This is a genomic window from Klebsiella sp. 2680 (assembly GCF_900198535.1).
Classification (GTDB): Bacteria; Pseudomonadota; Gammaproteobacteria; order Enterobacterales; family Enterobacteriaceae; genus Klebsiella; species Klebsiella indica.
In genome coordinates, this window is the sequence record NZ_FZNJ01000005.1 from 205,677 (window position 1) to 230,202 (window position 24,526).

Annotated in this window: 20 protein-coding genes and 1 other annotated feature (1 of these 21 running past the window's edge); of the genes, 4 read left to right on the forward strand and 16 right to left on the reverse strand. The window is 54.2% G+C overall.

The annotated features are described in order from the left end of the window. Nucleotides 1-21 precede the first annotated feature (21 nt). The 6 genes from rihC to ribF all read right to left on the reverse strand — a co-directional run bounded on the left by rihC (nucleotide 22) and on the right by ribF (nucleotide 6,811). Complete coding sequence (gene rihC, locus FN037_RS19975; RefSeq protein ID WP_138361883.1) at nucleotides 22-936, reverse strand: ribonucleoside hydrolase RihC; 915 nt, start codon at nucleotides 934-936, stop codon at nucleotides 22-24. A 66-nt stretch (nucleotides 937-1,002) separates the two neighbouring features. Further along, a complete protein-coding gene (gene ispH / locus FN037_RS19980; protein ID WP_138361882.1) occupies nucleotides 1,003-1,953 on the reverse strand; it encodes a 4-hydroxy-3-methylbut-2-enyl diphosphate reductase in 951 nt (316 codons plus the stop codon). 1 nt (nucleotide 1,954) lies between these two features. Beyond that, nucleotides 1,955-2,404, reverse strand: a complete 450-nt coding sequence (fkpB, locus tag FN037_RS19985; RefSeq protein WP_138361881.1) for an FKBP-type peptidyl-prolyl cis-trans isomerase — start codon at nucleotides 2,402-2,404, stop codon at nucleotides 1,955-1,957. A gap of 118 nt (nucleotides 2,405-2,522) precedes the next feature. Next, a complete protein-coding gene (gene lspA / locus FN037_RS19990) occupies nucleotides 2,523-3,011 on the reverse strand; it encodes a signal peptidase II (RefSeq protein WP_142503037.1) in 489 nt (162 codons plus the stop codon). Beyond that, nucleotides 3,011-5,827 carry an isoleucine--tRNA ligase gene (gene ileS / locus FN037_RS19995; RefSeq protein WP_142503038.1) on the reverse strand — a complete coding sequence of 939 codons (2,817 nt, stop codon included), beginning with the start codon at nucleotides 5,825-5,827 and terminating at the stop codon, nucleotides 3,011-3,013. Before ileS ends, lspA begins: the two co-directional genes overlap by 1 nt. Before the next feature lie 45 nt (nucleotides 5,828-5,872). Next, entirely contained in the window at nucleotides 5,873-6,811 is a 939-nt protein-coding gene (gene ribF, locus FN037_RS20000; protein ID WP_138361878.1) for a bifunctional riboflavin kinase/FAD synthetase, read from the reverse strand. A gap of 330 nt (nucleotides 6,812-7,141) precedes the next feature. On the opposite strand from ribF, the gene rpsT reads away from it, so the two are divergent. Next, nucleotides 7,142-7,405: a 30S ribosomal protein S20 gene (gene rpsT, locus FN037_RS20015; protein WP_003018940.1), complete on the forward strand. Its 264-nt coding sequence runs from the start codon at nucleotides 7,142-7,144 to the stop codon at nucleotides 7,403-7,405. Nucleotides 7,406-7,572: 167 nt separating this feature from the next. On the opposite strand, the gene nhaR is transcribed toward rpsT, so the two are convergent. The 4 genes from nhaR to dnaK all read right to left on the reverse strand — a co-directional run bounded on the left by nhaR (nucleotide 7,573) and on the right by dnaK (nucleotide 13,116). After that, on the reverse strand, nucleotides 7,573-8,472 hold the full coding sequence (gene nhaR / locus FN037_RS20020) for a transcriptional activator NhaR (RefSeq protein WP_138361877.1): 900 nt from the start codon (nucleotides 8,470-8,472) through the stop codon (nucleotides 7,573-7,575). A gap of 52 nt (nucleotides 8,473-8,524) precedes the next feature. Continuing rightward, entirely contained in the window at nucleotides 8,525-9,700 is a 1,176-nt protein-coding gene (nhaA, locus tag FN037_RS20025) for a Na+/H+ antiporter NhaA (RefSeq protein ID WP_138361876.1), read from the reverse strand. A 282-nt stretch (nucleotides 9,701-9,982) separates the two neighbouring features. Further along, nucleotides 9,983-11,113: a molecular chaperone DnaJ gene (gene dnaJ, locus FN037_RS20030; protein ID WP_138361875.1), complete on the reverse strand. Its 1,131-nt coding sequence runs from the start codon at nucleotides 11,111-11,113 to the stop codon at nucleotides 9,983-9,985. A gap of 86 nt (nucleotides 11,114-11,199) precedes the next feature. Next, nucleotides 11,200-13,116 (reverse strand): molecular chaperone DnaK, encoded by a 1,917-nt coding sequence (dnaK, locus tag FN037_RS20035; protein WP_138361874.1) that lies wholly within the window; start codon nucleotides 13,114-13,116, stop codon nucleotides 11,200-11,202. 474 nt (nucleotides 13,117-13,590) lie between these two features. Here dnaK and satP point away from each other — a divergent pair, with 474 nt between their 5' ends. Then, nucleotides 13,591-14,157, forward strand: a complete 567-nt coding sequence (gene satP / locus FN037_RS20040) for an acetate uptake transporter (RefSeq protein WP_138361873.1) — start codon at nucleotides 13,591-13,593, stop codon at nucleotides 14,155-14,157. Between the two features lie 48 nt (nucleotides 14,158-14,205). On the opposite strand, the gene FN037_RS20045 is transcribed toward satP, so the two are convergent. From FN037_RS20045 to tal, 3 genes are all read right to left on the reverse strand, one after another. Next, the gene (locus FN037_RS20045; RefSeq protein WP_138361872.1) at nucleotides 14,206-15,516 is read right to left on the reverse strand and encodes an MFS transporter; all 1,311 of its coding nucleotides are present in this window, start codon (nucleotides 15,514-15,516) and stop codon (nucleotides 14,206-14,208) included. 121 nt (nucleotides 15,517-15,637) lie between these two features. Continuing rightward, nucleotides 15,638-16,225 carry a molybdopterin adenylyltransferase gene (mog, locus tag FN037_RS20050; RefSeq protein WP_142503039.1) on the reverse strand — a complete coding sequence of 196 codons (588 nt, stop codon included), beginning with the start codon at nucleotides 16,223-16,225 and terminating at the stop codon, nucleotides 15,638-15,640. Nucleotides 16,226-16,324: 99 nt separating this feature from the next. Beyond that, entirely contained in the window at nucleotides 16,325-17,278 is a 954-nt protein-coding gene (tal, locus tag FN037_RS20055) for a transaldolase (protein ID WP_138361870.1), read from the reverse strand. A gap of 203 nt (nucleotides 17,279-17,481) precedes the next feature. On the opposite strand from tal, the gene FN037_RS20060 reads away from it, so the two are divergent. Then, nucleotides 17,482-18,912, forward strand: coding sequence for an alanine/glycine:cation symporter family protein (locus FN037_RS20060; RefSeq protein WP_142503040.1), 1,431 nt, complete (start codon nucleotides 17,482-17,484; stop codon nucleotides 18,910-18,912). Between the two features lie 77 nt (nucleotides 18,913-18,989). Next, entirely contained in the window at nucleotides 18,990-19,763 is a 774-nt protein-coding gene (gene yaaA / locus FN037_RS20065) for a peroxide stress protein YaaA (RefSeq protein WP_142503041.1), read from the forward strand. Between the two features lie 46 nt (nucleotides 19,764-19,809). Here yaaA and thrC read toward each other — a convergent pair whose 3' ends face one another. The 3 genes from thrC to thrA are packed head-to-tail and all read right to left on the reverse strand — an operon-like array spanning nucleotide 19,810 to nucleotide 24,487. Then, a complete protein-coding gene (thrC, locus tag FN037_RS20070) occupies nucleotides 19,810-21,090 on the reverse strand; it encodes a threonine synthase (RefSeq protein WP_142503042.1) in 1,281 nt (426 codons plus the stop codon). 3 nt (nucleotides 21,091-21,093) lie between these two features. After that, complete coding sequence (thrB, locus tag FN037_RS20075) at nucleotides 21,094-22,023, reverse strand: homoserine kinase (RefSeq protein WP_138361866.1); 930 nt, start codon at nucleotides 22,021-22,023, stop codon at nucleotides 21,094-21,096. A gap of 1 nt (nucleotide 22,024) precedes the next feature. Further along, nucleotides 22,025-24,487: a bifunctional aspartate kinase/homoserine dehydrogenase I gene (thrA, locus tag FN037_RS20080; protein WP_142503043.1), complete on the reverse strand. Its 2,463-nt coding sequence runs from the start codon at nucleotides 24,485-24,487 to the stop codon at nucleotides 22,025-22,027. 26 nt (nucleotides 24,488-24,513) lie between these two features. Continuing rightward, nucleotides 24,514-24,526 (reverse strand) — a sequence feature (Thr leader region); it runs 105 nt beyond the window's last position.

A 24,526-nucleotide genomic window follows, 5' to 3' on the forward strand; every position in this document is an offset into this window, starting at 1 on the left:
AAAAGCCGCTTCATCGCCATATTAAGGCGCCAGCGCAATCACCTCTGCCGCCCAGCGCTGGAACCCGGCGACATCCAGCCCCAATGCTACCCGCGCATTTGCTGGCTGCCCCAGCTTACCTTCAATATCGACAACCGTCATGCCGGATGTCCATGTTCCCTGAGTTTCCACCGCCACAAAGCACGGTTTGAGGGTAAAGAGCTGCGGACGAACCAGCCAGGCAATCGCGCACAGGTCATGCATACGCAAGCCGCTGCGCATGCTGCCGCTACGATAGTGGCTAAACAACGCATGAAGCATTTTCCCGGTCTGATTAAGCGCGGGAAGCGTCGCGAGATAATCCGGAGCCAGCACCGCCTGATTGGTTACATCCAGCCCACACATGACGATTTCCAGCCCGCTGTTAAAGACTTTCGCCGCCGCTTCCGGGTCGATAGCGATATTAAACTCCGCACTCGGCGTAAAGTTACCGCGCCCGGCGGAACCGCCCATAATGACCAGGCGGCGGATATTAAAACGGCATTCGGGATACTGAGTCAGCAGTAGCGCGATATTGGTTAACGGACCAATCGCCACCAGCGTTATCGGCTCCGATGCATGCATCAGCGTATCGCGCATGGCCTGAAACGCCGGTTTGGCCAGCGGCTGGCGATTATGCTCAACGAAAGCATAGCCTTCCATCCCGGACTCGCCGTGAACGGAAGCAGCATCGCGCAGCGGGCGAACCAGCGGCATTGATGCCCCCTGGGCCAGCGGGATATCAGCGTTCCAGAAATGCAGCAATTGCAGGGCGTTGCGGGTCGTTTTCTCCACGGAGACATTCCCCGCCACGGTGGTCATCAGCTGTAGATCCAGCTCTGGGGCAAACAGCGCCGCGGCAATCGCCGCCGCATCGTCAATGCCGGGATCGGTATCCAGAATGATCGGTAAGCGCATCGTTTCTCCATAAAAAAATGCCAGACATTCAGTCTGGCATCTTCTCATACTATGGCGAAAAAGAATCTATTCGACTTCACGGACATCGACCCGCAGCTCTTTCGGCACTTCGAAAACAATGTTCTCTTCGCGGCCTTCCAGCGGCACGGCTTCGCCGCCGCCCAGTTCCTGCAAACGAGAAATGACGTTCTGCACCAGAATATCCGGCGCCGATGCGCCCGCGGTTACGCCCACGCATTGCGCCTCTTTCACCCACGCCTCCTGAATATCGGCCGCATCATCAATCAGATACGCCGCTTTACCCATTCTCTGAGCCAGCTCGGCCAGACGGTTGGAGTTAGAGGAGTTTTTCGACCCTACGACCAGCACCACGTCGGCCTGTTCAGCCAGCGCGCGGACCGCTTCCTGACGGTTAGTGGTCGCATAACAGATATCATCTTTACGCGGTCCGACGATTTTCGGGAAACGTTCGCGCAGGGCGTCAATCACGTCAGAAGTATCATCAACGGAGAGCGTTGTCTGGGTCATAAACGACAGCTTCGCGTCGTTTTTCACATCCAGCGTCCAGACATCATCCGGTGATTCCACCAGATACATCCCCCCTTTCGGGTTACTGTACTGGCCCATGGTGCCTTCGACCTCCGGGTGACCGGCGTGGCCAATCAGAATCGACTCTTCACCGCGGCGGCTGGCGCGGGCGACCTCCATATGCACTTTGGTCACCAGCGGGCAGGTGGCGTCAAAAACCGTCAGATCGCGGTTTTTCGCCTCATTGCGCACGGCCTGAGAGACGCCGTGGGCGGAAAAAATCAGGATTGCGCCGTCCGGTACTTCGCTAATCTGCTCGATAAAAACAGCGCCGCGTTGACGCAGACTATCCACCACATAGCGGTTGTGGACGACTTCATGACGCACATAGATCGGCGCGCCGTAAAGCGTCAGCGCGTTTTCGACAATGCTGATAGCGCGGTCAACGCCTGCGCAAAATCCGCGCGGGTTAGCCAACAGAATCTGCATTTTACTCCTCCAGCGCCGGATCGATCTCCAGCACTTCAACATCAAAATGAACGGTACGCCCGGCCAGCGGATGGTTGAAATCCACGGTGATCGAATCACCGTTCACTTCACGGATCACACCAGGCATTTCGCTGCCATCCATTGCGGTAAAGAGCATAATCGCGCCAGTCTCAGGTTCACCCGCGTCGATAAATTCCCGGCGGGAGAAATATTGAATCAAATCCGGGCTCGGTACGCCAAACGCCGCATCCGGCTCCAGCGAAAAGGTGGTTTTATCCCCCTCTTTCAGCCCCAGCAAGTGTTGCTCAAGACCTTCAGAAAGCGAAGTATCGCCCAGGCGGAAGAGCGCGGGTTTACCATTATTACGGGTTGACTCTGCGGTGGAGCCATCGTCGAGTTTTAAGGTGAAGTGCACCAGCACCGCACTGTTGCTCTGTACTGATTTAGACATGCAGGTTGCTCACTTGTTTTACCGCCTGTTTGCCCGGTAGCGCTAACGTTACCGGACAAACAAAGATCGCGCTATTTTGTCGGCCGGATAAGGCATTTCGCCGCCATCCGGCATTTTATTACGCCTGCTTTTTCGGCAGGAACCCTTCCAGCACAATCAGCGCCGCGCCGATGCAAATGGCGGTATCGGCAAGATTGAAGGTGGCAAAATGCCACTCCCCAACGTAGAAATCGATCATATCGACGACAAAGCCGTGCCAGAGCCTGTCGAATAAATTCCCCAGTGCTCCGCCAATAATCAGCGCATAGGCAATGTTATTCAGCTTTTGCGTCGCCTTAGCGCGATACATCAGCACCGCGAGGATCACGCAGATACCGATAGCGATACCAGCAAAGAACCAGCGCTGCCAGCCGCCGCTGTCGGCAAGGAAGCTAAAAGCCGCGCCATAGTTACGCGCATAATGCAGATTAAGCGATGGAAACAGCGAGACCGTATCCCCCAGAGCAAAATTCTGGAGGATCAGGTATTTACTGCCTAAATCGATAATCAGCACGGCTACGACGATCCACAACCAGCGTAGCCCCGTTGAACAAATCGGTTTACTCATCAGGCAAATTTACGTTTTTCACCGTCACCGGCGATGTTGCTGACACAGCGTCCGCAGATATCCGCGTGTTCCGCCACCTTGCCGATATCCGTGGTGTAATGCCAGCAACGCGGGCATTTGTCACCTTCGGCTTTGCTCAGCACAACTTTCAACCCCTTCAGCAGTTCACTCTGCCAGGCGTCAGCCGGAGCCTGCGCATAATCGACAACTTTCGCCCCGGAGGTCAACAGGACAAATCGCAATTCATCGCCCAGCGCGTTCAGCTTCGCCGCAAGATCGGCATCGGCATACAGCGTGACCGCCGCTTCCAGAGAGCCGCCCACCTGCTTATCCGCACGCGCCTGTTCGATTACCTTGTTGACTTCGCTGCGCACTTTCAGCAGCGCGTCCCAGAAAGCGTCATTCATTGCTTCGTCGGCAGTCAGGCCGAACAGACCGGTGTACCATTCACCGGTAAAGACATATTTTTCACGCTCGCCCGGCAGATAACCCCAGATTTCGTCGGCGGTGAAGGACATAATCGGCGCCATCCAGCGCACCAGCGCCTCGGCAATATGGTACAACGCAGTCTGGCAGCTACGGCGCGCGACGCTGTCCGCTTTGGTGGTGTACTGGCGGTCTTTGATGATATCAAGCCAGAATGACCCCATTTCGACAGAGCAAAAGCGCATCAGGCGCTGCACTACTTCGTGGAAATCATAAGACTCATAGGATTTGACGATATCATCCTGCGCCGCTTGCGCACAGCCAACCGCCCAGCGGTCCAGCACCACCATCTCTTCCGGTTTCATCATGTCTTTTGCCGGATCGAAACCATTCAGGTTCGCCAGCAGGAAGCGCGCGGTATTACGGATACGGCGATAGCTGTCGGCGGCACGTTTGAGGATCTCGTCAGAAACCGCCATTTCACCGGTATAGTCGGTAGAAGCCACCCACAGACGCAGAATATCGGCCCCCAGTTTGTTCATTACATCCTGCGGAGAAACGGTGTTACCGATGGATTTGGACATCTTGCGGCCCTGGCCATCGACGGTAAAGCCGTGGGTCAGTACCTGACGGTACGGCGCTTTGCCTTTCATCGCGGTGGAGATCATCAGCGAGGACATAAACCAGCCGCGATGCTGGTCGGAACCTTCCAGGTACATATCGGCAGCATGACCGGCAAATTCAGGACGCACGTCAACGACGGAGGAGTGAGTCGACCCGGAGTCAAACCACACGTCGAGGGTATCCGGCACCTTTTCGTAGTTATCAGCATCGGCGCCGAGGATGTCGCGGGAGTCGAGATCCCACCACGCCTGAATGCCATCGACTTCCACGCGTTTAGCCACTTCTTCCATCAGCTCCAGCGTACGCGGATGCAATTCTTGCGTCTCTTTATGCACGAACAGCGACATCGGGACACCCCAGGTGCGCTGACGAGAGATACACCAGTCGGGACGATTGGCGACCATCGATTCGATACGCGCCTGCCCCCAGTCAGGGATCCACTGGACACCTTTGATCTCTTTCAGCGACTGCGCGCGCAGACCTTTCTGATCCATGCTGACAAACCACTGCGGCGTGGCGCGGAAGATGATTGGCGTTTTGTGACGCCAGCAGCACGGATAGCTATGCTGTAGCTTTTCTACGTGCAGCAGCGCGCCTTTTTCCCGCAACAGCGCTACGACGATGTCGTTGGCTTTAAAGACGTTGACGCCGTCCAGAGTCGGATAAGTTCCCGGCAGATAAGCGCCGTCCGGGCCAACCGGGTTAGCGACTTCCAGCCCATATTTTTGCCCAATGACATAGTCGTCCGGACCGTGGCCTGGCGCGGTATGCACCGCCCCGGTACCCGCATCCAGCGTGACGTGATCGCCAAGGATCGCCGGTACGTCAAAATCGAGGAACGGATGCTTAAAGCGTAACATCTCCAGTTCGCCGCCGTTGACCACCGCCAGAATGGTGTAGTCAGCGATGCCGGCGCGCTTCATCACGCTGTCGACCAGGTCTTTAGCGACGATCAGCGCCTGCCCCTCAACCTGCACCAGCGCATAATCAAACTCTGGTGACAAAGAGATTGCGCGGTTGGCTGGCAGCGTCCATGGGGTGGTGGTCCAGATAACCAGAGAAACCGGGCCATTCACATCGGCCACGCCAAATTTGGCCAGCACCGCCGCTTTATCCACCGCGTGGAATGCCACATCGATGGACGGAGACGTTTTGTCGTAATACTCCACTTCCGCTTCCGCCAGTGCGGAGCGGCAGTCTGCACACCAGTGTACTGGTTTAGCGCCTTTATGCAGGTGGCCGTTGCCGATGATTTTAGCCAGCGCGCGGATGATGTTGGCTTCAGTTTTGAAGTCCATGGTCAGATACGGATGCGACCAGTCGCCGAGCACGCCCAGACGGATAAAGTCTTTACGCTGGCCGTCGACCTGGGTAGCCGCATATTCGCGGCATTTAGCGCGGAATTCAGCCGCGGTGAATTTTTCCCCCGGCTTACCGTACTCCTGCTCCACTTTCAGCTCAATCGGCAGACCGTGGCAATCCCAGCCCGGCACATACGGAGAGTCATAGCCCGCCAGCCCTTTGGACTTAACGATAATGTCTTTCAGAATTTTATTAACCGAGTGACCAATATGAATGCTGCCATTCGCATAAGGAGGGCCATCATGCAGAATGAAGGTTTTTTTGCCTTTTTTGGCTGCACGGATGATGCCGTACAGGTCATCATCGGTCCAACGCGCCAGCATTCCCGGTTCACGCCTGGCGAGGTCGCCGCGCATCGGGAACCCTGTTTCCGGCAAATTCAGGGTCGATTTATAGTCACTCATCAGATTCTCGGTTCCGTTATTTCGGTTTGATAAACACCGTCAGGGTCAGGCCTGCCCGGTTAGCCCAAAGAACTCGCGGGCCGTTAACTCATCGCAGGCAATTTGCGCCTTTAGTTCATCAAGCGACGCAAATCGCTGCTCATTACGTATCTTTTTACGCAGTATTACATCTATATGACGACCATAGAGGTCCATTACAACATCCAGCAGATGCACTTCTAACTGCTGGCGTACGCCTGCCACTGTCGGACGGGTGCCGATATTGGCGACGCCAGGCAAGGGATGCTCTCCCAGCCCCATCACTTCCACCGCATAAACCCCTTGTACCGGGGAGACCTGACGACGCAGCGGTAAATTCGCCGTCGGGAAACCAATGGTGCGCCCCAGCTCATCGCCGTGGACAACGCGACCAGAGATAGTAAACGGATGCCCCAGCAAAGTCTCGGCCAGCGCCAGATCGTCATCCGACAGCGCCTGGCGTACCGCCGTACTGCTAATACGCACCCCGCCCTCGCAAAATGAGTGGGTACTGGTGACATCAAAGCCGTATTCCACGCCGGCTTTTTGTAATAATAAGAAATCCCCCTGGCGGCTAACGCCAAAGCGGAAATCATCCCCCACGACGAGGAACTGAACGCCTAATCTGCGGACCAGCAGTTCGCTAATAAAATCCTGGGCGGTCAACGACGCAAAGCGCCGATCAAAGCGCACGCACAGTACGTAATCGACGCCGCTTTCAGCCAGATAGTTAAGCTTTTCACGCAGACGCGTTAAACGTGCGGGCGCTTTATCGGCGGCAAAAAGCTCCAGCGGCTGCGGCTCAAAAATCATCACTGCCACCGGTAAGCCACGCTGACGACCTTCCGCACGCAAACGCTGCAGTAACGCCTGGTGCCCGCGATGCACGCCGTCAAAATTTCCAATGGTCAGCACACACCCGCGCGGGGCCTGACTGAGATTATGTATGCCGCGTATCAGCTTCATGTCTGGCTCAAAACAGTGAAAATCGTCCGAGTATACCTTGTACAACTGGCAACGTTAACCAGCGATTGCACCTCTACACCGAAAGATCCCGGTAATTCATTCACTCAGCGCAAGATCGCCGGAAAAACACCCCGCTGTCGTCGATTTTTCTGGTCGAAAGGCTGTATTCGCCAGCAACAAGCTGATAGAATCTTGCGCCATCACTACGTAATAAAGCGTTGTTGGTTTAAACGGCGCTTATTTGCACAAATCCATTGACAAAAGAAGGCTAAACGGGCATATTCCTCGGCCTTTGAATTGTCCATATAGAACACATTTGGGAGTTGGACCTTGGCTAATATCAAATCAGCTAAGAAGCGCGCCGTTCAGTCTGAAAAGGCCCGCAAGCACAACGCGAGCCGTCGCTCTATGATGCGTACTTTCATCAAGAAAGTATACGCAGCTATCGAAGCTGGCGACAAAGCGACTGCACTGAAAGCATTTAACGAAATGCAACCGATCGTGGACCGTCAGGCTGCTAAGGGTCTGATCCACAAAAACAAAGCCGCACGTCATAAAGCAAACCTGACTGCTCAGATCAACAAACTGGCTTAATTGTCTGTTGGTTGTCGCTTTGTAAAAAAGCCCGCGAAAGCGGGTTTTTTTATGTCTGTCGTTGATCACGTCAAACGTCAATACTCGCGTTCTGGTTATCGCAGCCGGTTCATACTTCAGCATGGACTGGCTGCGGCATTTTCCACGTAGCAGGAAACTGTTCTGGCTTATCTCCGGGAAGAGGTGAAAAGCGCTGAATAGTCGCGGTGACAAATACGCTGCACTGCCGGATGCTGGATCATGCGCTCGGCAAAAATAGCGTGATACTCTTCCATCACATTATCCATACGCCCGATCTCGACGATCGACTCATCGCTATAGAAATCATGTGAATACAGCGTTGGCGCGACGAATATCGCGTTATGCAGCGCCCCGAAGGCTTTCATCAACGCCGCATCGTCGAATTCCCCCAGAATTTCCACCTGCAATCCCTGCGAGTTAAACCAGTTGAGCAGCTTACGCCCCAGCATGGAACAACGCCCCGGAATCAACAAACGACGCTCTTCCAGGCAGGCCGGGAACGGCTTTTCCGGCGGAGGATTCATGCACCAGAAACTGACGCTGCATTCGCCGATTTTCACTGAAAACAAGCCTTCCTGCTGGGTGGAGTCAATGGGGCAATCGGAGATGATCATATCGAGCTTATGCTGGCTCAACTGCTCCAGCAGCATTTCGTGAGTTGACTCAAAACAGCGTAAATGGATCTGTTCGTTATCGACGACGGCGGCATCAAGTACACCGCTGACCAGCCTTTTTGACAGTGCGTCAGCCACACCGACATCAAACAACAGATTCGACTCTTTACGATAATTAACGATATCCAGCATTTCCTGGCTCAGGGTAAACATACGATCGGCGTAGCGGAAGACCAGTTCCCCCAGTTCACTGGGCTCAAGCCCTCGTCCTTTACGCTTGAACAACTTCCCCTGCAGACGCTCTTCCAGCGCTTTGATCTGTCCGGTAATGGTTTGCGGCGTCAGGAACAATGCCTCCGCAGCACCAACCACTGAGCCTTCTTTATAGACATGCCAGAAATAGTACAGATGGTTGTAATTGATATGTGACATGCTTCTCTCCCTGATTATGTCGAGGAGAACCGTAGCGGCTTTCCGTGAAATGTTAAGCCGCGTAGCCCGAATCCGCTACGCGCTTACGCAGTATGATGTATCCCGTCACTGCCGATAATATCGATCCAATAAGGATGCCAAGCCTGGCCCAGTTGTTCAATGCGGGATCAACGCTGCTGAAAGCCAGGGAGGCAATAAAAATCGACATGGTGAAACCAATCCCACATAGAATGCCAACCGCCATAATTTGCTTACAGCTCGTCCCTTCAGGCAACGAGGCCCATTTCAGCTTTAGCGCCAGCCAGCAGAACAGGCTAATTCCCAATGGTTTACCGATAAACAACCCGGCAATAATACCCAATGGCAGCAGCGAGGTCAGCCCTTCTACCGTGATCCCCTGCAAAGAAACGCCCGCATTAGCAAAGGCGAACAGCGGCAGGATCAGGAATGCCACCCACGGATGCAGTACGTGCTCAAGCTGCTTCGCCGGCGATTTACCTTTCTGCTCTTTTAGCGGGATCATAAAGCCGACAATGACGCCGGCCAGCGTTGCGTGAACGCCCGATTTCAGAACCGCGGTCCAGAGTATGGCGCCGACCAGAATATAGATGCCGGTGCGTCGTACGCCGCTCAGATTTAATGCCGCCAGTACCGTGATAGATCCAGCCGCAACAATCAATGACATGACGGAAAGGTCGTGCGTATAGAACAACGCAATAATAATAATGGCGCCCAGATCGTCAATGATGGCCAGCGCCATCAGAAAAATCTTCAGCGCAGCGGGAACCCGATTCCCCAGCAGCGCCAGTACGCCCAACGCGAAGGCGATATCGGTCGCAGCCGGAATCGCCCACCCTTCTCTGGCAATCGGATCCCGGCCGTTAAACGCCAGATAAACCAGTGCCGGAACCACCATTCCGCCCAACGCCGCGACGAGCGGAAACACGGCCTGGCGACGGCTGGCCAGCGCCCCCTGATTCATCTCGCGCTTCACTTCCAGGCCTATCAGCAGGAAAAATATCGCCATCAGCGCATCGTTAATCCACAACAGCATATTTTTGTTGATTTCTAACGCCCCTACGCGCAGTTGAACGGGCGTTTCCAGAAAAGAACGATACAGATCGCTGGTCAAGCCAGTATTGGCGAATAACATCGCCATTACGGCGGCAAAAATTAAGATAATGCCTCCGGATGCATCGCTATGGAAAAAACGCTGCAGATGTTTCACTTTTACCTCACCTTATCGGTAAACAACTCGATAAAAGAATCATACAGACGCAAATACATCGAAAAAACCAGTTTTAAATTGCCTTTATAGACGGTTTTTTCGAATTAACAAGTAAGACGACATAGCGTTTGTCAGAGGAAGAATAAACGTAAACCGCTCTCAATAATTCAGGGGCGAGGCGAGATGGTGGATAATCGTTAATTCAGGTAGTGTAGCGGCTAAAAGAGAAAAAGCCTGAGTAACAAAACCCAGGCTTGAGATGCAACAGGCAATCAAAAAAGATCAGCTGGTTAAATCATCGAAAAATTTCTTCACGCCATCAAAGAAACTTTTCGAGCGCGGGCTATTCTTCTCACCCGTGGGCCCACCAAAGCTCTCCTGAAGCTCTTTCAGCAGTTGCTTTTGTTTGTCATTAAGCCCCACCGGCGTTTCGACCACTACGCGACACAGCAGATCGCCCTGCGCGCCGCCACGCACAGATTTTACGCCTTTACCACGCATGCGGAACAGCTTACCGGTCTGCGTTTCGCCGGGCACCTTCAGGTTCACCCGGCCATCCAGCGTCGGGACCTCAATCTCACCGCCAAGCGCAGCCATGGTAAAGTTGATCGGAACTTCGCAATACAGGTTATTGCCTTCACGCTCAAAAATTGCGTGCTGCTTAACCTGTACCTGAACGTACAGATCGCCAGCCGGTGCGCCATGCTCACCCGCTTCGCCTTCACCGGCGAGGCGAATACGATCCCCGGTATCGACGCCTGCCGGGATCTTAACCGACAGCGTTTTGCTCTTCTCTACGCGACCATGACCATGACATTTGTTGCACGGATCTTTAATCAGCGTACCGCGGCCCTGACAGTGCGGACAGGTTTGCTGCACGGCGAAGAAGCCCTGGCGCATCTGCACCTGGCCGGAACCATGACAGGTCGGGCAGGTCTGCGGCTGAGTGCCTGCTTTCGCGCCACTACCGTGGCAGACATCACACTCTTCCAGCGTCGGAATACGGATCTCTTTGGTCACTCCGCGAACGGCTTCTTCCAGCGTCAGATCCATGTTATAGCGCAAATCGGCACCGCGCGACGCACGCTGGCGGCCGCGACCTCCGCCAAAAATATCACCGAAAACATCGCCGAAAATATCGCTGAAATCAGCACCGCCGCCAAAACCGCCGCCCCCCATGCCGCCTTGTTCGAAGGCGGCATGACCGTATTGATCGTAAGCAGCGCGCTTCTGAGCATCAGTCAGGATTTCATACGCTTCTTTAATTTGTTTAAATTTCGCTTCGGCCTCTTTATCGCCCTGATTGCGGTCCGGGTGATACTTCATGGCCAGGCGTTTATACGCCTTTTTGATTTCACGCTCTTCCGCGGTTCTGGGAACGCCCAAAATCTCGTAATAATCTTGCTTTGCCATTGGTGTTGTTCAGCCCCTTAACATGCGTGCACGGGCGGAGAGGAACCCTCTTCGCCCGTGCCAGTATTTACCCGTTCAAAGGGCGATTATTTTTTGTCTTTTACTTCTTCAAACTCAGCATCGACAACATCGTCATCTTTCGCGTTGTTTGCAGAAGCGTCAGCGCCGCCAGCCTGCTGCTGTGCATGCTGCTGCTGAGCGATTTCCATCAGTTTCTGGGAAGCCTGCGCCAGTTCCTGCATTTTCGCTTCGATAGCCGCTTTGTCTTCACCTTTCAGCGCCGTTTCCAGCGCGCTCAGCGCAGACTCGATTGCGGTTTTATCATCAGCCGGCAGTTTATCGCCCGCTTCTTCAACCTGCTTACGGGTGCTGTGCAGCAGATGGTCGCCCTGGTTGCGGGTCTGAACCAGCTCTTCAAACTTACGGTCAGATTCAGCGTTCGCTTCAGCATCGCGAACCATTTTCTGAATTTCGTCCTCGTTCAGACCAGAAGAGGCCTTGATGGTGATCTTCTGCTCTTTACCGCTGTTTTTGTCTTTCGCGGAAACGTGCAGGATACCGTCAGCATCGATATCAAAGGTGACTTCGATCTGCGGCATACCGCGCGGTGCCGGGTTGATGCCATCCAGGTTGAACTGACCCAGAGATTTGTTATCAGACGCGCGTTTACGCTCACCCTGCAGCACATGGATGGTTACCGCAGACTGGTTGTCTTCAGCGGTAGAGAACACCTGGCTGTGCTTGGTCGGGATAGTGGTGTTTTTGCTGATCAGCGCGGTCATTACGCCGCCCATGGTTTCGATACCCAGAGACAGCGGAGTAACGTCGAGCAGCAGAACGTCTTTCACATCGCCGGTCAGTACGCCGCCCTGCACCGCTGCGCCGATAGCAACAGCTTCGTCCGGGTTAACGTCTTTACGCGGTTCTTTACCAAAGAACTCCGCCACTTTTTTCTGCACCATCGGCATACGCGTCTGACCGCCCACGAGGATAACGTCGTTGATATCCGATACGGACAGGCCAGCATCCTGCAGCGCGACTTTCAGCGGCTCGATAGAACGGTTCACCAGGTCTTCGACCAGGCTTTCCAGTTTCGCGCGAGTCACTTTAATGTTCATGTGTTTCGGACCGGTGGCATCTGCGGTGATGTACGGCAGGTTCACGTCGGTCTGCTGTGCGGAAGAAAGCTCGATTTTCGCTTTTTCTGCCGCTTCTTTCAGACGCTGCATCGCCAGCGGATCGTTACGCAGGTCAATGCCCTGATCTTTCTTAAATTCTTCAACCAGGTAGTTGATCAGACGGGTATCGAAGTCTTCACCACCCAAGTGAGTATCGCCGTTGGTTGCCAGAACTTCGAAGGTTTTTTCGCCATCAACTTCGTCGATTTCGATAATAGAGATATCGAAAGTCCCCCCACCGAGGTCATATACCGCGATAGTACGGTTGCCGATTTCTTTATCGAGACCATAAGCCAGTGCGGCGGCGGTCGGTTCGTTGATGATACGTTTGACTTCCAGACCAGCGATACGACCGGCGTCTTTCGTTGCCTGACGCTGAGCATCGTTGAAGTAAGCCGGTACGGTGATAACCGCTTCGGTTACCGGCTCACCCAGGTAATCTTCTGCGGTTTTCTTCATTTTTTTCAGCACTTCAGCAGAGATCTGCGGCGGTGCCGTTTTGGTGCCTTTCACATCAAGCCATGCGTCGCCGTTATCTGCAGCAACAATTTTATACGGCATGATGGAAACGTCGCGCTGGACTTCTTCATCCTGGAAGCGGCGGCCAATCAGGCGTTTAATCGCAAACAGGGTATTTTGCGGGTTTGTCACTGCCTGACGTTTAGCCGGCTGACCTACCAGAGTTTCACCATCCTGGGTATAAGCAATGATAGAAGGCGTGGTGCGATCGCCTTCGGCGTTCTCCAGCACACGAGCTGTAGTGCCATCCATAATCGCTACACAAGAGTTGGTCGTACCCAGGTCGATACCAATAATTTTACCCATCTAAACGTCTCCACTAAAAATTCAGTCAACATGTGGTTGTGAACCTGTAATAAGGGCGAAACGTGCGGTTTCAACCGCCCGGACATCATTTTTTTTCAGGTTCATTCACTGCGGTTGACTACAAGATGGGGTCAGCCACCGCGTCATCAAGGGGGAGACACAAAAAAATTTTACCTCTGCTCCCCTGATGGATGGGCAAAACGGCGGCAGTTGGCAACAAGAGAGGGAAAAGAGTACACCCGATAAAAATAGCGCTAATCGGTAGCGTAATATATGACCCAGGCATAATTCGCAATAAATTCTCGGCACCCCGCCTGCCCAGGGTCGATAACCTACCGTCGTCAGGCAGAATCACAAATTGCTTAAAAACCCCCCTCCAGATCATGGACAGTATTCTGGCGCCTCATTATTATGCCGCGCCCCGCTCTCCAGCGGCTGTTAATATTTTTATTATAATCATTAAGTTGGGAAATTATGGATACCTCTAAATTAGCTAATCCGGCACCGCTGGGCCTTATGGGCTTCGGCATGACCACTATTCTGCTTAACCTCGTAAATAGCGGTTTGTTCGCATTTGATGTCGCTATCCTGGCAATGGGCATTTTTTACGGCGGTATCGCACAAATTTTTGCCGGTCTGCTGGAATTTAAAAAAGGTAATACTTTTGGCTTAACTGCATTTACCTCCTATGGCGCTTTCTGGTTGACGCTGGTCGCGATCCTTTTGATGCCGAAAACAGGTCTTGCCGAAGCGTCTGACGCACACTTTCTCGGTATGTATCTCGCACTGTGGGGGATCTTTACGCTGTTTATGTTCTTTGGCACTCTCAAAGGCCCGCGTATGCTGCAGTTCGTGTTTCTGAGTCTGAGCATACTGTTTGCTCTGCTGGCGATCGGCCACCTGGCAGATAACGAAGGCATCGTTAAGATTGCGGGCTGGGTTGGACTGATTTGCGGCGGCAGCGCGATTTATCTGGCGATGGGTGAAGTGCTGAACGAACAGTTTGGCCGCACCGTTCTGCCAATCGGCGAACAGCATTGATTGATGTTGCCGCCCGAACATGGGCGGCAACGAGATAACCGCACGGCGTTAAGACAGGCGCTGCAGTTCAGCTTCCGGCGTAGCGACCTGCTTATCCAGTCCCTGATTCAGCCACACGCCCAATCCCAGTCCCATAAACGACAGGGCCAGCACGTACCAGGCCGGCGCCATCGGCGAAACGCCCATCAGCATTGTCACCGCGATCGGCGTCAGGCCGCCAAAAATGGCATACGAGACGTTATAAGAGAATGAAATGCCGGTAAAGCGAACTTCCGCCGGGAACGCGCGCACCATCACGTAAGGTACCGCCCCCACCACGCCGACACACAGGCCAACCGCGCCATAGAGCAGGAACAGCTGCTGCGAGTTGCCGCCAGAAAGATGGTAGAAAGCCCAGCTACTGGCGGCCAGAAATAAACTCCCGACGATAAATGTGCGGCTGGCGCCAAACTTATCGACTGCCAGACCCGCCAACAAACAGCCAATGCACAGCATAATGGTGGCAATACTGTTCGCCTGCAGAGTGATTGCCGGAGCAAAACCGTAGTGCTTTTGTAACCAAACTGGCGACATCAAAATCACGACCACTATTCCGGCAGATAATAGCCAGGTCAGCAACATTGAGACGATCACCGCTTTCTGGTGCTTCAGCGTAACGGCCTTAACCGGCATCTCCTGAGCTAAGGCTTTTCGCTGTTGCATCTCAAGGAAAATCGGCGTCTCCTGTAGCCAGCGGCGTAAATACATGGCCACAAGACCAAATGCGCCGCCAAGCAAAAAAGGAATGCGCCAGCCGCCGTCGTGGATCCCCTGTGGCGTCAGATGAGTGTTAATCAGCGTCGCGACGACCGATCCCAGTAAGATCCCCACCGTCAGGCCAGCGGTCAACGTGCCACAGGCGATACCGATTTTTTTCTCCGGAACATGTTCTGCAACAAACACCCATGCACCCGGCACTTCTCCGCCAATAGCAGCCCCCTGAAGAATACGCATAAACAGCAGCAAAAGCGGCGCCACGATGCCCATCGATTGGTAAGTCGGCAACAGGCCTATCGCCAGCGTTGGCAGCGCCATCAGCAGAATGCTCAGAGTAAACATTCTCTTACGCCCGACCAGATCGCCGAAATGCGCCATAATAATGCCGCCAAGGGGACGGGCTAAATATCCTGCGGCAAAAATACCGAAGGTCTGCACCTGACGCAGCCACTCCGGAATATCGGCCGGAAAGAACAGTTCGCCAACGACAGCAGCGAAGAAGACAAAGATGATGAAGTCATAAAACTCCAGCGCGCCGCCCAGGGCAGCCAGCGTCAGAGTTTTATAATCTTGTCGATTCAGAGGTCGGGTATATTGTGACATAACGAGCAATCATCCAGAGGTATGAAGGGTGTTTTACGCAATGTGTAAAGTAAAAAACACTATACCGTAAATAAAACAACACACCACAGGCAATTCAGGTTATATCAGAAATGCATCAAATTCAGGATAAAGTTTCACGCCTTGCACTTTTAGGGCGAAAAGCTGCTACCACATCCCCATTTGTTTCGACATATGGCCCTTCAAGCAGCTGTACACAATACGGTACACTTGCAAAAATACCCTGTACCAGGACGTTACCTTCGGCATCTTTCACCCCCTCCAGCGTCTCCTCAATCGCCTTTGGCTGACCGGGCAGATTAAGGATCAGCGCCTGCTTGCGGATAACGCCAACCTGACGCGAAAGAATAGCTGTCGGTACAAAATGCAGGCTGACCTGGCGCATTTGCTCACCAAAGCCCGGCATCACCCGGTCGGCAATCGCCAGTGTCGCATCCGGGGTCACATCGCGCCTTGCCGGGCCGGTACCACCGGTGGTCAGCACCAGATGACAGCCCATCTCATCAACCAGCTCACACAATGTTTGCTCGATAATAATCTGTTCATCGGGGATTAAGCGGGGCAGCAATTCGAAAGGCGTGGACAGCGCACGCGCCAGCCACTCTTCAAGCGCCGGGATACCTTTATCCTGATAGACGCCGCTGGAGGCGCGATCGGAAATGGAAACTAAGCCGATTCGTAAGGTGTTCATGATTATTCCGTTCAAACAGTATTAATAAACAGAATAATACACCGAGGGGAGCAAGGCAGACAGTTTAATGTGGCCGACGGACGTCGGCCACGCGCGGGATTACAGCAGATCGCCGATCATTTTTTCCAGTTTTTCCTGGTCGATCGCAAACTTACGGATACCTTCCGCCAGTTTATCTACCGCCATCGGATCCTGGTTGTGCTGCCACAGAAACTCGGATTCCGTGATACGCGCCGGGCGCGCTTTAACTTCGCCGCTGAACGCCAGTTTGCGTTCGATAGCGCCTTCACTTTCCGCCAGCTCTTTCAGCAGGGCCGGCGCGATGGTCAGACGGTCACAGCCAGCCAGTTCCAGAATCTCGCCGACATTACGGAAGCTTGCGCCCATAACCACAGTTTCGTAGCCATGCTGTTTGTAGTATTCGTAGATTTCGCTTACGGAAACCACGCCCGGATCTTCAGCCGGCGCATACTCTTTCTTATCGGTATTGGCTTTGTACCAGTCAAGAATACGACCAACAAACGGAGAGATCAGGAATACGCCTGCTTCCGCGCAAGCACGAGCCTGAGCGAAAGAGAACAGCAGAGTCAGGTTACAGTTGATGCCTTCTTTTTCCAGCTGCTCCGCCGCGCGGATGCCCTGCCAGGTGGAAGCCAGTTTGATCAGAATACGATCGTTGCTGATGCCGGCATCGTTGTACAACTTGATGATGCGTTTAGCCTTAGCGATGGAGGCGTCGGTGTCATAGGACAAGCGAGCGTCAACTTCAGTGGAAATACGGCCAGGGATCAGCTTAAGGATTTCGAGACCAATGTTCACCGCCAGCTTATCGGAAGCATCAACAATCTGCTGCGCGCGATCGCTGCTCTGGCTGCGAGCCCAGGCAACAGCATCATCAATCAGCTTACGGTACTCAGGGATCTGAGCCGCACCGAGAATCAAAGAAGGGTTAGTCGTGGCGTCCTGAGGCTGATACAGCTTCATCGCCGCGATATCTCCGGTATCAGCTACGACAGTGGTGTACTGACGCAGAGAAGTTAATTTATCCGTCATGATAGTGTTTCTCTTAAACAGCAGTTAAGGGGATGTAACCGGTCTGCCAAGATGATAACACGCTGCTGGATCAGCGCAACCGCCGACAATGCACGAGCGCAGAGTGTGATAAACTACACCAATTAATTATCTGAACGTAAAGGGATTACCACTGAATTGGTGGCGCTTACACTCACGCGCCAGTATGGGCCAGGGGATGTTTAATGCCTGATTTTCTGTTCTTCATCAATGAAATACTCTGGGGCTCGGTAATGATTTATCTGTTACTGGGCGCTGGCGCCTGGTTTACCTGGCGAACAAAGTTTATTCCGTTTCGTTGCGTCCATCAGTTTAGCCAGGGTCTGAAAAAAAGCCTTGCGTCCCGGCCCGGCGGAGTCACGTCTTTTCAGGCATTGTGCACAGGTATGGCGGCACGTATCGGGAGCGGCAACCTGGCGGGAGTCGCCCTGGCCATCACCGCCGGTGGACCGGGAGCCGTTTTTTGGATGTGGATCTCAGCGCTGCTTGGGATGGCAAGCAGCTTTGCCGAATGTTCTCTTGCTCAGCTTTATAAAGAACGCGATGCCCGTGGCCAGTTTCGCGGCGGCCCCGCCTGGTATATGGCCCGGGGTTTAGGTATGCGCTGGATGGGGGTGTTGTTTTCCATTTTGCTGCTGCTGGCCTATGGCACTATTTTTAACACCGTGCAGGCCAACTCCGTTGCCTATGCCATGAAGTATGCATTCCATGCACCTGAAATCGTCACAGGTTGCGTGCTGGCCATTCTTATTCTGCTGGTTATCGTCCGCGGCATTCGAGGCGTGGCGCGATTACTGCAGTGGTTCGTGCCGCTGTTGGCTATGGTATGGATCCTGACCAGCCTGGTTATCAGTCTGTGGCATATCGACGAGCTACCAACCGTTTTTGCCACCATTTTCCGCAGCGCCTTCGGCTGGCAAGAGGCGGCGGCAGGCGCTGTCGGCTATACCATCAGCCAGGCGCTCACCAGCGGCTTTCAGCGCGGTATGTTTTCCCATGAAGCGGGCATGGGGTCGACGCCCAATGTCGCAGCGGCGGCAGCGACCTGGCCGTCGCACCCTGCCACTCAAGGGCTCGTGCAAATGATTGGCGTCTTCATTGATACGGTAGTGATCTGCACTGCCAGCGCCGTCATCATCATGCTCGCCCCGAGGAACGATAACAGCGCCGCAATAAACGGTATTCAGGCGCTTCAGCTTGCCATGAACAATCTTGTTGGCGACTGGGGCGCCGGTTTTGTCGCTTTTATCATGCTGCTTTTCGCCTTCAGCGCCATCATTGCAAACTATATCTATGCGGAAAATAATCTTGTCTTTCTGCGGATGGACAGCAGGCGAAATATCTGGGCGCTGCGGTTCCTCGCCCTGAGCATGGTCATCGCCGGAACGGTAATCAGCTTACCGGTCGCCTGGCAAATGGCGGATATCGTCATGGCGTTGATGGCGATTACGAACCTGACGGCTATCCTGCTCCTGTCGCCAACGGTACGGATCATCACCGATGATTATCTACGCCAGCGTCGGCTGGGCACGCGGCCGGAATTTGACGTTACGCGTTACCCCGAAATTCATCAGCAGGTGATGTCGGGTATCTGGGATAATCTGCCGCGTAAATAGCGCGGCAATTACAGCTATCGCTCCCTCTGTGGCGTTTTTTTGCTAAAGTCGTCAAAAATCTCCTGAAAGGACTGGATATGCTCATTCTGATTTCACCTGCCAAAACGCTTGATTATCAAAGCCCGCTAGCGACTGCTCGCTATACCCAGCCTGAACTGCTGGAATACTCTCAGGAACTGATCAATATCGCTCGCCAGCTGTCTGCGCCGCAGATAGGTAAACTGATGAGCATCAGCGACAAGCTGGCTGACCTCAATGCCACCCGTTTTCACGACTGGCACCCGGATTTCACCCCGGCGAATGCCCGACAGGCGATTCTGGCTTTTAAGGGCGATGTTTACACCGGTCTGCAGGCAGAGACCTTTAGCGAAGCCGATTTTGATTTTGCCCAGCAGCATCTGCGGATGCTTTCCGGCCTTTATGGCGTTCTGCGCCCGCTCGATCTGATGCAACCTTACCGGCTGGAGATGGGAATTAAGCTTGAAAACGCGAAAGGCAAAGATCTGTATCAGTACTGGGGAGAGGTGATTACCGATAAGCTGAATCAGGCACTGGAAGCGCAGGGCGACGATATCGTTATTAACCTGGCCTCTGATGAATACTTCCGGGCGGTTAAAGCCAAACAGCTTGCGGGTCGGATAATTAAGCCGGTTTTCCTCGATGAGAAAAACGGTAAGTTTAAAGTAATCAGCTTCTACGCCAAAAAAGCGCGCGGATTAATGAGCCGTTACATCATTGAAAATCGCTTAACCAGGCCAGAGCAGCTGACCCGCTTTGATAGCGAAGGTTATTTCTTTGATGCCGATGCATCAGGGCCGGACGAACTGGTATTTAAACGCCGCGAACAGTAAAAATCACGCTCCCCTGCCGCCGGATAAGGCAGCAGGGGAGTCAGGCTTAACCCATCATCAGCTTACGCAGGGCGGCAAAATCAGCCGGTAGATTATGCGACAGCAGCGGCAGATCCGCACGATCCGCCAGCGCTTTCGGCAGCGGCAGCGTCTCTTGCAGAATCTCTTCCACGCTCTCTTTAAACTTCGCCGGATGCGCGGTGCCGAGGAACAGGCCGTACTCACCGGGCTGCAGCTGGTCGCGCAGCGCGCGATAAGCTATCGCCGCATGCGGTTCCGAGGTATAGCCAATGGCTTTCAGTTCGCGCATGGTGGATTTCGTGGTTTCATCATCCACCGCCGCATAGCCCAGCTCATTCAGACGCCAGGTTTTGCGCCGGAACAGCTCTTCTACGCGCGGCCAGTTGTTCGGCTGGCTGACGTCCATCGCGTTAGACAGCGTGGCCTGGGTCGCTTTCGGCGACCAGTTACCGTCCTGCAGGAAACGCGGCACAGTATCATTGGCGTTGGTCGCCGCGATAAAGCGTTTAATTGGCAGCCCCAGCGATTTCGCCAGCAAACCAGCCGTCAAATCGCCAAAGTTGCCGCTTGGCACCGAGATAACCAACTGATTACGGGCCTCCTGCGGCAACTGCGCGACGGCCTCAAAATAGTAGCAAATCTGCGCCAGCAGGCGGCTGATATTAATGGAGTTAGCCGAGTTCAGCCCCAGAGCGGTTTTCAGCTCTTCGTCGTCAAAGGCCTGTTTCACCAGCGCCTGGCAGGCATCGAAATCACCGTCGATCGCGACGGTTTCAATATTGCCGCCCAGGGTACAGAACAGTTTTTCCTGCAGCGGGCTGATTTTACCGCGCGGATAGAGAATGACGACGTTAACGTTCGGCAGACCATAGAACGCATGGGCGACCGCCGCGCCGGTGTCGCCGGAGGTTGCCGTCAGGATGGTCACCGGTTTGTCGCCCGCGATATGGGTCAGCATCTGCGCCATAAAGCGGCCGCCAAAATCTTTGAACGCCAGCGTCGGGCCATGAAACAACTCCAGGCATCCCACATCTTTCTGCACTTTACTGACCGGCGCCGGAAAGGTGAATGCCGTGGCAATACGCTGTTGCAGCATGTCCTGCGGGATCTCGTCACCAATAAACGCAGACAGGATTTTCGCGCTGCGCGGGACGAAATCCAGCTTCAGCATATCGTCAATTTCAGTCAGGCTAAATTCCGGTAGATCGTGCGGAAAGAACAGCCCCTGCTGCTTGCCAAGCCCCTGCGTCACGGCCCGCGCAAAGCTGACCTGTTCGTTATGATCTTTTAAGTTATAGAGTTTCATTGGTTATCCCACTACTCGAGCGCCCGCCGTATCCAGCTGGCAAATATGAACGAAGCCTTCCTGATTTTGTAGATAGTGCTTTGCCAGCCAATCGGCGACACGCTGCGCGGTTTCCGGTTTATCGCATAACGCGAACATCGTCGGGCCGGAGCCGGAAATACCACACGCCTGCGCGCCAATTTCCATCGCCGCCTGACGCGCTTCGCTGAAGCCCGGCAGCAATTTGGTACGATACGGCTCGGCAATCACATCCGTCATCAATTTCGCCGCCAGCTGCGGCTGACGGGTATAGCAGGCATGAATAAAGCCCGCCAGATGACGACCATGAGCAATGCAGTCCTGACGGCGATACTGCGCCGGGAGAATCGCCCGCGCTTCCGCCGTCGAAACTTTAATGCCCGGATAAGCCAGCACCCATAGCCACTCGTCAAATGCCGGAACCTGCTGGCTGATAATGCCGTTTTCCTCAAGCATCAACTGGATACCGCCAAGGTAGCACGGCGCCACATTGTCGTAGTGGATGCTGCCGGAAATCCGCCCTTCCATCTCGCCCATCAGCGCCAGCATCCGGGTTTCGTTGAGCGGCTTACCGCAAAATTCGTTCATCGCCACCAGCGCCGCGACCACGGAGCAGGCGCTGGAACCAAGCCCGGAGCCTATCGGCATATTCTTTTCCAGCGTCATCGCGACCGGTACTTTTTTGCCAACCTCCTGGCAGAAGCGCTCCCAGCATTGATAGACGATATTTTCCTGCGGAGCCGTCGGCAGTTTGCTGGCAAAACGGCCAACGTTTTGCAGACTGAAGCTTTCAGCCGCCTCCACCGTCACGTTGTCCCCCAGCAGCGTACCGTCGACCGGCGTCACCGCCGCCCCCAGCACGTCAAACCCGACGCTCATATTGGCACTGGAAGCCGGGGCATATACTTTGACCATCTTAAACTCCTAACTTCCATGACAGGGTACGCAACAGATCGGCGAAAACGCCCGCCGCCGTCACATCGTTACCCGCGCCATAGCCGCGCAGCACCAGCGGCAGCGGCTGATAATAGTGGCTGTAAAAAGCCAGCGCGTTCTCGCCGTTTTTCACTTTGAACAGCGGATCGTTGCCGTCAACCGCGGCAATTTTCACCCGACACGTGCCATCCTCTTCTATGTTACCCACATAACGCAAGACTTTACCTTCATCGCGCGCTTTCGCGACCCGCGAGGAAAACTCATCATCCAGAGAAGGCAGACGCGCCATAAAGCTTTCAACATCGCCGCTGGCATCGAAATCGGCCGGCAGCGCCGGTTCGACGATAATGTCAGACAACTCCAGCTCACACCCGGTTTCACGCGCGAGGATAAGCAGTTTACGCGCGACGTCGACGCCGGACAGATCGTCTCGCGGATCCGGCTCGGTATAGCCCATCTCACGCGCCAGCTTCGTCGCCTCAGAAAAACTCATGCCTTCATCAAGTTTACCGAAGATAAATGACAGCGAGCCGGAAAGAATACCGGAGAAATGCATCAGCTCATCACCCGCGTTCAGCAGATTTTGCAGGTTTTCAATGACCGGCAGACCCGCGCCAACGTTGGTATCGTATAAAAACTTACGCCGGGAACTGGCCGCAGCATGGCGCAACTGATGGTAGTAATCGAGCGAGGAGGTGTTGGCTTTTTTATTCGGCGTCACCACGTGAAAACCTTCACGCAAGAAATCCGCATACTGATCGGCTACCGTCTGGCTGGAAGTGCAGTCGACAATAACCGGGTTCAGCAGATGGTACTCTTTCACCAGACGGATAAGTCGGCCTAAATTGAACGTCTCTTTCGCCTCAGACAGCTCGTCGCGCCAGTGCTCAAGGTTCAGACCATGTACGCTGGTCAGCAGGGCACGAGAATTGGCGACGCCGCAAACGCGCAGGTCAATATGCTTGCTTTTTAGCCAGCTTTGTTGGCGCTTGATCTGTTCGATCAGCGCGCCGCCAACGCCGCCGACGCCGATCACAAACACTTCAATCACCTGGTCGGTATTGAACAGCATCTGGTGAGTCACGCGCACGCCGGTTGTCGCGTCATCATTGCTTACGACAACAGAGATAGAGCGCTCGGAAGAGCCCTGAGCAATCGCGACGATATTAATATTGGCGCGCGCCAGCGCAGCGAAGAATTTGGCGGAGATCCCACGTAAAGTCCGCATACCATCGCCGACAACGGAGATAATCGCCAGGCGTTCCATGATCGATAGTGGCTCAAGCAACCCCTCTTTCAGCTCCAGGTAAAATTCATCTTCCATTACCCGCTTCGCTCGCGCACAGTCGCTTTGCGGAACACAGAAGCTGATGCTGTATTCGGAAGAGGATTGGGTAATCAGAACAACGGAAATGCCCGCGCGAGACATGGTGGCAAATACGCGCGCCGCCATCCCCACCATCCCCTTCATCCCCGGCCCGGAGACGTTGAACATCGCCATATTGTTAAGATTAGAGATCCCCTTCACCGGCAGATCGTCTTCATCACGGCTGGCGCCGATAAGGGTACCCGGCGCCTGCGGGTTACCGGTATTTTTGATTAAGCACGGGATCTGGAACTGGGCAATGGGGGCGATAGTGCGCGGATGGAGAACTTTAGCGCCGAAATAGGAAAGCTCCATCGCTTCCTGATAGGACATTGACTTCAGCAAACGGGCATCCGGCACCTGGCGTGGGTCGCAAGTATAAACGCCATCAACATCGGTCCAGATCTCACAGCAGTCGGCACGAAGGCAGGCAGCCAGTACCGCCGCAGAATAGTCGGAACCATTACGCCCCAGCACCACCAGTTCACCCTTTTCGTTGCCCGCAGTGAAACCTGCCATCAGCACCATATGGTCAGACGGGATCTGGCTGGCGGCAATGCGCCGGGTCGATTCAGCGATATCTACGGTCGACTCGAGATAATGCCCTACGGCAAGCAGTTTTTCGACCGGGTTAATGACCGTAACGTGATAACCGCGCGCTTCCAGCAAACCGGCCATAATGGCAATAGAGAGCTTTTCTCCTCTGCAAATCAACGACGCGTTGACGCTGTCCGGGCACTGTCCGAGCAGGCTGATACCATGCAGTACGTGTTTAATTTGCGCGAATTCCTGCTCAACAAAGACTTTCAATTGCGCAAGCGGGAATCCGGGTTGCGCCTCGGCGAGCCCTTGCAAAAGTTCGGCAAAAATACGTTCAGCATCGGCGATATTCGTTAGCGCTTCCTGACCACTGATTGTTTTTTCGATCATTGCGACCAGGTGGTTAGTAATCTTTGCCGGGGCAGACAGAACGGTCGCTACCTGCCCCTGCCTGGCATTACTCTCCAGAATATCGGCAACGCGCAGAAAACGCTCTGCATTTGCCACTGATGTACCGCCAAACTTCAACACACGCATGGTTGTGACCCCTTGATTTTTTTGTCGAAAAAAAAGCCC

What these genes read in the sequence shown, in the direction of transcription:
- dnaJ (WP_138361875.1), bottom strand. Translation starts at nt 11,113, where the DNA reads ATGGCAAAGCAAGATTATTACGAGATTTTGGGCGTTCCCAGAACCGCG.
- thrB (WP_138361866.1), bottom strand. Translation starts at nt 22,023, where the DNA reads ATGGTCAAAGTATATGCCCCGGCTTCCAGTGCCAATATGAGCGTCGGG.
- thrA (WP_142503043.1), bottom strand. Translation starts at nt 24,487, where the DNA reads ATGCGTGTGTTGAAGTTTGGCGGTACATCAGTGGCAAATGCAGAGCGT.
- ribF (WP_138361878.1), bottom strand. Translation starts at nt 6,811, where the DNA reads ATGAAGCTGATACGCGGCATACATAATCTCAGTCAGGCCCCGCGCGGG.
- FN037_RS20045 (WP_138361872.1), bottom strand. Translation starts at nt 15,516, where the DNA reads ATGTCACAATATACCCGACCTCTGAATCGACAAGATTATAAAACTCTG.
- thrC (WP_142503042.1), bottom strand. Translation starts at nt 21,090, where the DNA reads ATGAAACTCTATAACTTAAAAGATCATAACGAACAGGTCAGCTTTGCG.
- mog (WP_142503039.1), bottom strand. Translation starts at nt 16,225, where the DNA reads ATGAACACCTTACGAATCGGCTTAGTTTCCATTTCCGATCGCGCCTCC.
- ispH (WP_138361882.1), bottom strand. Translation starts at nt 1,953, where the DNA reads ATGCAGATTCTGTTGGCTAACCCGCGCGGATTTTGCGCAGGCGTTGAC.
- fkpB (WP_138361881.1), bottom strand. Translation starts at nt 2,404, where the DNA reads ATGTCTAAATCAGTACAGAGCAACAGTGCGGTGCTGGTGCACTTCACC.
- satP (WP_138361873.1), top strand. Translation starts at nt 13,591, where the DNA reads ATGGATACCTCTAAATTAGCTAATCCGGCACCGCTGGGCCTTATGGGC.
- tal (WP_138361870.1), bottom strand. Translation starts at nt 17,278, where the DNA reads ATGACGGATAAATTAACTTCTCTGCGTCAGTACACCACTGTCGTAGCT.
- lspA (WP_142503037.1), bottom strand. Translation starts at nt 3,011, where the DNA reads ATGAGTAAACCGATTTGTTCAACGGGGCTACGCTGGTTGTGGATCGTC.
- nhaR (WP_138361877.1), bottom strand. Translation starts at nt 8,472, where the DNA reads ATGTCACATATCAATTACAACCATCTGTACTATTTCTGGCATGTCTAT.
- rihC (WP_138361883.1), bottom strand. Translation starts at nt 936, where the DNA reads ATGCGCTTACCGATCATTCTGGATACCGATCCCGGCATTGACGATGCG.
- yaaA (WP_142503041.1), top strand. Translation starts at nt 18,990, where the DNA reads ATGCTCATTCTGATTTCACCTGCCAAAACGCTTGATTATCAAAGCCCG.
- ileS (WP_142503038.1), bottom strand. Translation starts at nt 5,827, where the DNA reads ATGAGTGACTATAAATCGACCCTGAATTTGCCGGAAACAGGGTTCCCG.
- FN037_RS20060 (WP_142503040.1), top strand. Translation starts at nt 17,482, where the DNA reads ATGCCTGATTTTCTGTTCTTCATCAATGAAATACTCTGGGGCTCGGTA.
- dnaK (WP_138361874.1), bottom strand. Translation starts at nt 13,116, where the DNA reads ATGGGTAAAATTATTGGTATCGACCTGGGTACGACCAACTCTTGTGTA.